8 protein-coding genes are annotated in these 10,422 nt (G+C 40.0%); all 8 read left to right on the forward strand.

Annotated features, from left to right (window positions below; genetic code table 11):
• Positions 1–35 precede the first annotated feature (35 nt).
• The 8 genes from K6V48_RS05765 (at position 36) to K6V48_RS05800 (ending at position 10,302) form a co-directional block, all read left to right on the forward strand.
• Positions 36–1,574 carry a ClC family H(+)/Cl(-) exchange transporter gene (locus K6V48_RS05765; protein ID WP_222368466.1) on the forward strand — a complete coding sequence of 513 codons (1,539 nt, stop codon included), beginning with the start codon at positions 36–38 and terminating at the stop codon, positions 1,572–1,574.
• 89 nt (positions 1,575–1,663) lie between these two features.
• On the forward strand, positions 1,664–2,287 hold the full coding sequence (gene nth, locus K6V48_RS05770; protein WP_172065738.1) for an endonuclease III: 624 nt from the start codon (positions 1,664–1,666) through the stop codon (positions 2,285–2,287).
• Positions 2,288–2,573: 286 nt separating this feature from the next.
• The gene (guaC, locus tag K6V48_RS05775) at positions 2,574–3,557 is read left to right on the forward strand and encodes a GMP reductase (RefSeq protein WP_222368469.1); all 984 of its coding nucleotides are present in this window, start codon (positions 2,574–2,576) and stop codon (positions 3,555–3,557) included.
• A gap of 146 nt (positions 3,558–3,703) precedes the next feature.
• Positions 3,704–5,047: an MATE family efflux transporter gene (locus K6V48_RS05780; RefSeq protein ID WP_024404594.1), complete on the forward strand. Its 1,344-nt coding sequence runs from the start codon at positions 3,704–3,706 to the stop codon at positions 5,045–5,047.
• A 148-nt stretch (positions 5,048–5,195) separates the two neighbouring features.
• The gene (locus tag K6V48_RS05785; protein WP_222368471.1) at positions 5,196–6,260 is read left to right on the forward strand and encodes an aminotransferase class I/II-fold pyridoxal phosphate-dependent enzyme; all 1,065 of its coding nucleotides are present in this window, start codon (positions 5,196–5,198) and stop codon (positions 6,258–6,260) included.
• 429 nt (positions 6,261–6,689) lie between these two features.
• Positions 6,690–7,442: a DeoR/GlpR family DNA-binding transcription regulator gene (locus K6V48_RS05790; RefSeq protein WP_029751104.1), complete on the forward strand. Its 753-nt coding sequence runs from the start codon at positions 6,690–6,692 to the stop codon at positions 7,440–7,442.
• Positions 7,439–8,350, forward strand: coding sequence for a 1-phosphofructokinase (pfkB, locus tag K6V48_RS05795; RefSeq protein ID WP_024404597.1), 912 nt, complete (start codon positions 7,439–7,441; stop codon positions 8,348–8,350). Before K6V48_RS05790 ends, pfkB begins: the two co-directional genes overlap by 4 nt.
• On the forward strand, positions 8,347–10,302 hold the full coding sequence (locus tag K6V48_RS05800) for a PTS fructose transporter subunit IIABC (protein WP_222368473.1): 1,956 nt from the start codon (positions 8,347–8,349) through the stop codon (positions 10,300–10,302). Before pfkB ends, K6V48_RS05800 begins: the two co-directional genes overlap by 4 nt.
• Positions 10,303–10,422: the final 120 nt, after the last annotated feature.

A 10,422-nucleotide genomic window follows, 5' to 3' on the forward strand; every position in this document is an offset into this window, starting at 1 on the left:
GTATATGCTATAGAAAGAAGGGAAAAGGAATTCCAATGGAAAATCACCGGAAAGAAGTTAGTTTTATTTCGCAATCAATCCTCTATTCGGTTCTGCGTGGTGGTATAGTTGGTATTGCGGCTGGTCTAGTGGTTGTTGTATTTCGCTTAGCCATTGAAAAACTATTTGTTGTCTTTACACACCTCTATTCTCTGGCAACAGACAATGCAATCTATTTACTTCTTATTGGAGTGCTTTATCTGGTTATAGCTTTGCTTGTTGGCCACTTGATTAAGGACGAACCCAATGCAAAAGGTTCCGGAATTCCTCAAGTTGAAGCGGAACTAAAAGGATTGATGCATTTAAATTGGTGGTCAGTTCTTTGGAAAAAATTTATCGGTGGCGTTTTATCCATTGCATCTGGCTTAATGCTAGGTCGTGAAGGTCCCAGTATTCAACTAGGTGCTGTAACAGCTAAAGGTGTATCATTTCTTCTTAAATCCAGTGAAATGGAAAGAAGGAGTTTAATTGCTAGTGGTGCCGCGGCTGGTTTGGCAGCAGCTTTCAATGCCCCTATAGCTGGACTTTTATTTGTTGTAGAGGAAGTCTATCATCAGTTTTCACGGCTGGTTTGGGTCTCAGCCTTAGCTGCCAGTATCACTGCAAACTTTATTTCCTTACATGTTTTTGGATTAACACCTGTTTTGCACATGCCGGAAGATTTGCAACTATTATCTCTTGACCAATATTGGATCTATATCTTACTTGGTATTTTCCTTGGACTTGCTGGATATGTATATGAAGTTGTTATCCTCAACATACAAGTTTTCTATACTATGCTTGCAAAAATCATTCCTCTCCCAGCTCCGTATTATAGTGTGTTTGCCTTTTTGTTCATCATGCCGATTGGTTATTATTTCCCTAACCTATTGGGTGGCGGGCATCATTTGATTTTAGAGCTTCCACATTTGGATCAAGGGCTACTGACATTGGCATTCTTGATTTTAATACGATTTGTATGGAGTATGATTTCATATGGTTCTGGTCTACCAGGGGGTATCTTCTTGCCAATATTAACCTTAGGAAGTCTCCTTGGTTTATTTGTTGCACGGTTCTTCCTTGATATTGGTTTCATCAGTCAGGACCAGATGCAATTGTTTATTGTCTTAGGGATGGCAGGCTTCTTTTCAGCGATTTCCAAAGCCCCTCTAACTGCTATTATTTTAGTAACTGAAATGGTAGGAAGTTTGAATCAATTGATGGTCATTGGGTTGGTGGCTTTGAGTTCCTATGTGATAATGGACATCTTAGGTGGCGCGCCTGTCTACGAAGCGATGTTGGAAAAAATTCTGCCAGAAGAAGTAGAACAGCAAGAACATATGACTTTAATAGAGGTTGTTGTCAACGAAACTTTGGATCAAACCTTTGTAAGTGAGTTACGTTTGCCGGATTCATGCTTGATTACCAGCCAAATTCATCACGGAAAGCCTGGGATTGTGAAAGGAAACAGCCAACTTTTTATGGGTGATTCCTTGCTCGTTGCAGTTCCAATTTCACAAATTCACACTGTTCGTAAGATACTCGAAGGTGCTTAGTTAGTTAGTATCAAGTTTCCATCGAAAGGTTGATAACACCTTTGGCATTCTGATTTCATTTCTCATTTATCGTATGTTATAATGGTTTTATGGTATTATCAAAAAAACGTGCTAGAAAAGTTATTGAAGAAATTATTGCACTCTATCCTGATGCCAAACCTAGTTTGGATTTTCAGAATCATTTCGAGTTGTTGTGCGCTGTGCTACTTTCTGCTCAAACGACTGATGCTGCTGTAAATAAAGCTACTCCAGGTTTGTTTGCTGCTTTTCCAACCCCTCAAGCAATGGCAGCTGCGAATGTGGAAGATATTGAACCCTTTATTTCTCGCTTGGGTTTGTATCGAAATAAGGCAAAGTTCTTAAAAGAATGTGCCCAGCAGTTGATAGATCGTCATGATGGGGTAGTTCCTCAAACACGTGAGGAGTTGGAGGCGTTGGCAGGCGTTGGCCGAAAAACTGCTAACGTAGTATTGAGTGTCGGATTTGGGATTCCAGCGTTTGCTGTCGATACCCATGTAGGACGCATCTGCAAACACCATGATATTGTGAAAAAATCTGCAACACCTTTGGAAACAGAAAAGCGGGTTATGGAAGTTTTGCCACCTGAACGATGGCTTCCAGCTCATCAGGCGATGATTTACTTTGGAAGAGAAGTATGCCATCCAAAGAATCCTGAGTGTCACAAATATCCGCAATTATATGAATTTGATTAAAAAAATCTTCAGTTTTTTGGAGATTTTTTTGTTTTTGAGACAGAAATATATGGTAAATTCAGAATATTTTTTTAAAAATAGTAGAAAACTTTCTTAAAAACTGAACAATACGTATATTAGTGTATCACAATAATAGAATATAAACGAATACACGAACAATGTTTCTATACACACCATTTGTATTGACAAAAACCAAACAATAAACTATAATAATACATGTGAATTCGTTTAATTACGAAAATTTGTTGTTTTTTTCTGGAAATTATATGAAAATAGAGGTGCGATTATGATTAACGAGACTCCAATTTTTGACTACGAAGATATTCAGCTTATCCCAAATAAATGTATTATCAATAGTCGTTCAGAGGCAGATACATCTGTAACTCTGGGAAAGTACAGCTTTAAGTTACCTGTAGTTCCGGCCAATATGCAGACGATAATAGATGAAAATGTTGCAGAGATGTTAGCAAAGGAAGGTTATTTCTATATTATGCACCGTTTCGATGAAGCCGGCCGCCTTCCATTTATCAAACGCATGCATGAACAATGCTTGGTAGCTTCTATCTCTGTTGGTGTAAAAGAATATGAATATGACTTTGTATCAAGTTTGAAAGCAGATGCACCTGAGTTTATTACCATTGATATTGCTCATGGTCATGCTGATAGTGTAATAAATATGATTCAGCATATTAAAAAAGAATTGCCAGAAACATTTGTGATTGCTGGAAATGTTGGCACACCAGAAGCAGTTCGTGAATTGGAAAATGCTGGTGCAGATGCCACGAAAGTTGGTATCGGCCCAGGGAAAGTATGTATTACTAAAGTAAAAACAGGTTTTGGTACAGGTGGTTGGCAATTAGCTGCGCTACGTTGGTGTGCAAAAGCAGCTCGTAAACCAATCATTGCGGACGGCGGTATCCGTACCCACGGAGATATTGCTAAATCCATCCGTTTCGGGGCAAGCATGGTCATGATTGGTTCGCTTTTTGCAGGACATATCGAAAGCCCAGGAAAAACAGTTGAAGTAGATGGAGAGAAGTTTAAAGAGTACTATGGTTCTGCATCTGAATATCAAAAAGGTGCTTATAAAAACGTTGAGGGTAAGAAAATTTTATTGCCTGCTAAAGGTCACTTGAAAGATACTCTGATTGAAATGGAGCAAGATTTGCAATCATCTATTTCTTATGCTGGTGGGCGTGATCTCACAAGCTTAAAACATGTGGATTATGTTGTAGTAAAAAATTCAATTTGGAACGGCGATTCCTTATAATTCCATTGGACTTGCAATGCAGGTCCTTTCTTTGTTTGCAGAATGCTTTCAGTCCTGTTACAATAATAGAGGTACCCGTTGACAGTTTGATAATCAAGTCAATTGTATTTATTTAAAAGGTGCCTTAGAATGAAAAAGGAATCATTATGTATCCAACTCACACTCGAAAAGATAAGTTTCTTCTATTTTTAAAGATTTTTCTCCCCATTCTCATATATCAATTTGCAAATTTTTCTGCATCTTTTATTGATACTATGATGACCGGTCAATATCGGACCCTTGATTTGGCAGGAGTTTCTATGGCAACAAGTCTTTGGAATCCGTTTTTCTCTTTTCTAACAGGAATTGTTTCCGCTATGGTACCTATTATTGGTCATCACTTAGGGCGGGGAAACCGTGATAAAATCAGAGAGGAATTCCACCAATTTGTTTATCTAGCTCTTGGTTTGGCAGTCATCTTATTTGTATTGGTAAAGTTTGCTGCGGCTCCGGTTCTTGGTCTCTTGCACTTGGACGCTGAGGTAGAGTCTATAGCAAAATCGTATCTTAACTATATTTCAATTGGAATTTTGCCTCTTTTACTCTTTAGTGTCTGTCGTTCATTTTTCGATGCATTAGGGATGACACGCTTGTCCATGAATTTAATGTTATTGCTAGTTCCCTTTAATAGCTTATTTAATTATCTATTTATTTATGGTAAGCTGGGATTCCCGACTTTGGGCGGGGCAGGAGCTGGGTTGGGAACTGCTTTAGCCTATTGGGCTGTCCTAGTGGTGATAATCTTGGTCATGCTTAAAAATAAGCGTATCGCTTCATATCAACTGTGGCAATGGAGCGCTATTCAATCCCCCCTCTTAAAAGCTGGGTTAAAATTGGGTCTTCCAATTGGTTTGCAAGTCTTTGCTGAAGTTGCTATTTTTGCAGTTGTCGGTTTACAAATGGCAAAATTTTCTTCTCAGGTTATTGCTGCTCACCAGTCTGCGATGAATTTTGCGACCTTGTTATATGCTTTTCCAGTTAGTATCTCTATGGCCTTACCGATTGTGATTTCATATGAAATAGGTGCAAACCGGCCTCAAGCGGCGCGACAGTATGCTGTTATCGGTCGTTTGACTGCCATTTTATTTGCTGGTTTAACCCTAACATTCCTCTATTTTAATCGGCAGATGGTGGCGGGTTGGTATGGTCAAGATCCTGAGTTTATCCGATTGACGGCAGACTTTTTGGTCTTTGCCTTATTCTTCCAGTTAGCAGACGCGTTTACAGCTCCGATTCAGGGAATTTTGCGCGGGTACAAAGACACAACTGTCCCATTTTTACTTGGCCTCATTTCGTTTTGGTCATTGACGTTCCCAATAGCATTTTTATTAGAAGGAACGACAGATTTAGGTCCTAAGTCTTACTGGGGTGGTTTGATAGTTGGTATTTTTACCTGTGGTATTACCTTAAATATCCGTATGCATATTGTTGAAAAACGAACGGTTCAGTAGGGAAATTTTATCAGTTATTTGTTTGTATCTATCATTGGCGCTATTCGAAGAGTATCATAGTAACTGTCGAGAATTTTCTTTCAGGGCCAGAGGCTTTATAACGATCCAAAGTATGTGATAGGTTCAAAACAATAGAAAGTAGGAGAAAATGAGCTTATTTAGAACAGATATAGGAAATTTAGAACCCTATAAATTGCCAGGTCAGGCAAAGTACAATTTAGGTGATAATGAGAATCGACTGATCGATTGGTCTTTTCTCTTACAGGAGGCCTTAGAGGCTGTTACAGCTGGCGAGTTATCTTTCTACGGAGATAATCGGTATGCTGAATTGATTGAGACTTATGCGGCCTATCTTGGGGTACAGCCTCAGCAATTGACGGTTGGGGTTGGATCAGATTTCATCATCCATATGCTGATTACAGGGGTTTTGAAAGTGGATGAAGTCTTTTTAACCATCGATCCTGATTTCTTTATGTACGAAGTTTACAATCAGTTACATGGTAGCCGATTCAAACAATATGAATTGCCTAGTGATGGAGAAACACTTCGCCTGAAAGCTGATGATATACTAGCTTATGCGAATCTTGTAGGAGCGAAAATGATTATGTTTTCTAATCCGAATAATCCTTCTTCAGTGGCATTTGATGAAAAAGAGGTCGAAGAACTCATACGCAATTTTGATGGCTTGGTCGTGATTGATGAAGCCTACATAGAATTTTCTGACACAGCTAGTTTTGTTAACCAAATCAATCAATATAAGAATCTGATAGTCCTGCGAACCTTATCAAAAGCTTTTGGTTTAGCAGGTGTCCGACTTGGATTTGCAGTTGCAGACGAGCAACTTATTTTTGAATTAGATCGGGTTATTCCTCCTTACAGTTTGCCAAACCTGACAGCTAAAATAGGGACAATGGCCCTTGGATATACCGACTTGGTTCAAGAAAAAATCCAGGAAATAAAAAGTAGTCGTGCAACATTTATTGAATTTTTGGAAACAATGCCAAACTGTTGTGTTCTGCCAAGTCAAACCAACTTTGTCACTTTTTCTGCACCATGGACTCAAGAATTGCATCAATATGCCTTGGAAAAAGAGTGGAATTTTAAGTATTATCCAAGTGGAAAGTTGTCCAATCATATACGAATGGCTATTGGCAGAAAAGAAGAGATGGAAATGATGAAAGAAATGATACGTAACATTGCCACTGCCGAATAGTAGAACTTCTGTTTAATATTTAATGATATAGAGAAAAAACTATAAGACTGATTCATCGTTTGATGGATCGGTTTTTTCGTCAATATAAAATAATAGGAACCATTTATACTCTTTGAAAATGAAAAAATATCCCTTGTCAAGGGCCTTGATGAGTGAAAAGCTCAAGTGGAGCTTTTCAGCCTGTTACCTTGAAATGGGAAAGTGATAGAGTAACATCGTCGTCTTAATGACGGCGACACAGTTTTCTATATTTCCAACATTCACCTATCTTCCAGATAGATAAAGCTAGGTTACTTTTATTTTCATTGATTTTTAGTTCACGAATTTTTTCAAAATTTTAAAAATGAAGTTTTTTGATGGGATTTGATAGAAAATGATTGACAGGATAAATTTTTCGTGTATAATAGATTTTGTAAACGATTGCAGGAGGTGTTAAACATACTCAAATCAGAACGAAAACAACTCATTTTAGAGCGAATACAGGCACAACAGTATGTTCGTTTGGAAGAGTTAGTTGACATTCTCGAAACGTCTGAGTCCACTGTTCGTAGGGATTTAGATGAATTAGAGAATGAGGGAAAACTGAGACGTGTGCACGGAGGAGCTGAATCAACAGGCAATTTACAGTTAGAAGAATCGATACTGGAAAAATCTGTCAAAAACGTTCAAGAAAAACGAGAGATTGCTGAACGAGCGGTTCAGCTAATTGGAGATGGCGATGTAATCTTTTTAGACGCCGGAACCACTACAGGACTGCTGATTGACTATCTTCATCAAGAGAATCTTACAGTTGTGACAAATTCGATTCATCACGCGGTCAAGTTGGTTGAACGCAAGATAAAAACCATTATTATTGGTGGGTTTGTCAAGCAATCAACAGATGCTTCCGTTGGTGCGGTAGCAATAGACCAAATACGGCAACTCAATTTTGACAAGGCATTTCTTGGTATGAATGGTATTGACAAACACTACTTGACAACACCAGATGTTGAAGAGGCAACTATAAAAAGGACTGTTATTGATAACGCAAAAGAAAGTTATGTACTTGTGGATGCATCTAAAATTGGACAATTTTCCTTTGTGAAAGTTGCTGCAATCGAAAAAACCACCATTATCTGCCAATCATCAGAAAGCAGTTTATTGGATATAATAAAAGAGAAAACGAGGGTTATCGAGGTATGATTTATACAGTTACGCTCAATCCAGCTATTGACTATATTGTTCGTTTAGAGCATGTCGAAACAGGCAGTGTCAATCGTATGGAGAGCGATGATAAGTATGCTGGTGGTAAAGGAATTAATGTTAGTCGTGTCTTAAAGCGTTTAGGGTATTCCAATACAGCAACTGGCTTTCTTGGAGGCTTTACGGGTCAATTTATTGAGGATGGATTGGTAGCCGAAGGGATAGAAACTAATTTTGTTCAAGTAGATCAAGATACAAGAATAAATGTAAAAATCAAGGCTGATCAAGAAACTGAAATCAATGGATTGGGACCAGTCGTGACAGATTTACAGTTGGCAGAATTAGAGATGATTCTTGCAGGTCTTACCAAAGACGACATTGTTGTATTTGCAGGTTCTGCACCGGCAAGCCTTGGTAATGAAGTATATAACCGATTAATTCCAGTGGTGAGAGAAACAGGGGCACAGGTTGTCTGTGACTTTGAAGGTCAAACACTTCTTGACTCACTAGCACACCAACCACTATTGGTCAAGCCAAACAACCATGAACTTGAAGCAATCTTCAATGTCGAATTGAGTGGCATTGCAGACATCGAGACCTATGCTAAGAAAATCTTAGAAATGGGTGCTCAGAATGTAATCATTTCTATGGCTGGTGATGGTGCTTTGTTGGTCACTCCAGCAGCTACTTACTTTGCTAAACCAATCAAGGGTACAGTGAGAAACTCTGTCGGAGCTGGAGATTCCATGGTGGCAGGTTTTACAGGTGAATACGTTCGCTCACAAGACCCAATCGAAGCCCTCAAATGGGGAGTTGCTTGCGGTACGGCAACAGCCTTTTCAGATGATCTGGCAAGTATCGAATTTATTAAGGAAACTTATGAAAAAGTTGAGGTAGAAACACTATGAAAATTCAAGACGTTTTGAGAAAAGATGTCATGTTGCTTGATTTGCAAGCGACAAGCAAGGAAGCAGTTATCGATGAAATGATTGCTAGTTTGGTTGATAAAGGCTATGTAACGGATTTTGACGTATTCAAAACAGGTATCATGAACCGTGAAGCACAAACGACAACAGGTCTTGGTGACGGTATCGCAATGCCACACGCTAAGAATGCGGCTGTAAAAGAAGCGACTGTTCTCTTTGCAAAATCAAACAAGGGTGTCGACTATGCAAGTCTTGATGGTCAACCTACTGACTTGTTCTTTATGATTGCAGCTCCAGAAGGTGCCAACGACACGCACTTGGCAGCCCTTGCTGAATTGTCTAAATACTTGATGAAAGCTGGTTTTGCTGACAAACTTCGTGGCGTTTCTAGCCCAGAAGAAGTCATTGCAGTCTTTGATACAGCTGAAGCAGCAGACAAGGCAGCAGAAGAAGTGGTTGCAGCTCCAAGTGGTGACCGTCCATTTATCGTTGCCGTTACAGCATGTACAACAGGGATTGCACACACTTACATGGCAGAAGAAGCTCTAAAGAAGCAGGCTGCTGAGATGGGTGTTGACATCAAGGTTGAAACAAACGGTGCGTCTGGGGTTGGTAACAAACTAACTGCTGAAGATATCAAGAATGCAGCGGGTGTTATTATCGCTGCAGATAAGGCTGTTGACATGCCTCGTTTCAATGGCAAACCATTGGTATCTCGTCCAGTTGCAGCTGGTATCAAACAACCAGAAGAATTGATTAACCTTATCTTGGAAGGTAAAGCATCAGCTTATACAGCGTCAGAAGGAGCAGCTACTGTGGAATCTTCAGAAAAACTTAGTCTTGGTAAAGCTTTCTATAAGCACTTGATGAGCGGTGTATCTCAAATGTTGCCATTCGTTATCGGTGGTGGTATATTGATTGCTCTTGCCTTCTTATTTGATAATTTACTAGGTGTTCCAAGTGATCAACTCGGAAATCTTGGTTCATACAACGAAATCGCAGCTATGTTCATGAAGATTGGTGGAGCAGCCTTTGGCTTCATGTTGCCACTCCTTGCAGGTTACATTGCTTACTCAATCGCTGAAAAACCAGGTTTGGTTGCAGGATTCGTAGCTGGTGCAATTGCTAGCAGCGGTCTTGCTTTCGGTAAAATCCCTTATGCAGCTGGTGGTGAAGAAACCCTTGCCCTTGCTGGTGTATCATCTGGTTTCTTGGGTGCGCTTGTCGGTGGTTTCCTTGCTGGTGGTGTAGTGCTTGTTCTTCGCAACGCTTTACGTAACATGCCAAAATCACTCCAAGGCTTGAATGCTATCTTGCTCTTGCCACTTTTGGGTACAGCTATCACTGGTTTCTTGATGTTCTTTGTGAATATCCCAATGGCAGCAATCAATACTGGCATGAACAACTTCCTTGCTGGTCTTGAAGGTAGCTCTGCTATTCTCCTTGGACTTGTCCTCGGTGGAATGATGGCAGTCGATATGGGTGGTCCAATCAACAAGGCAGCCTATGTCTTCGGTACAGGTACACTTGCAGCAACTGTCGCAAATGGTGGTTCAGTTGCAATGGCTGCCGTTATGGCTGGTGGTATGGTTCCACCATTGGCAGTATTCGTTGCTACTTTGCTTTACAAAAATAAATTTACTCAAGAAGAGCGCAATTCAGGTTTGACAAACATCGTTATGGGGCTTTCATTCATCACTGAAGGTGCGATTCCTTTTGGTGCTGCTGACCCAGCTCGTGCAATTCCAAGCTTTATCGCAGGTTCTGCCCTTTCAGGTGCCTTGGTTGGTTTGTCAGGCATCCAATTGATGGCTCCACACGGTGGTATCTTCGTAATTGCTCTTACATCTAATCCACTTCTATACCTTGCTTATGTTGCAATCGGTGCAGTAGTTTCAGGTGTCCTTTACGGAGCGCTACGTCAACCTAAATAAGAATCGAGTAGGGACTAATTTCTAGTCCCTCTCACACCACCGTGCGTGCCGTTCGGCACACGGCGGTTCAACTAACTTTTAACGCATGTCGTTTTAGATAATAATCTAGGCAAGAAACCA

The organism is Streptococcus suis (assembly GCF_019794555.1).
In the GTDB taxonomy this organism is placed as follows: Bacteria; Bacillota; Bacilli; order Lactobacillales; family Streptococcaceae; genus Streptococcus; species Streptococcus suis_AB.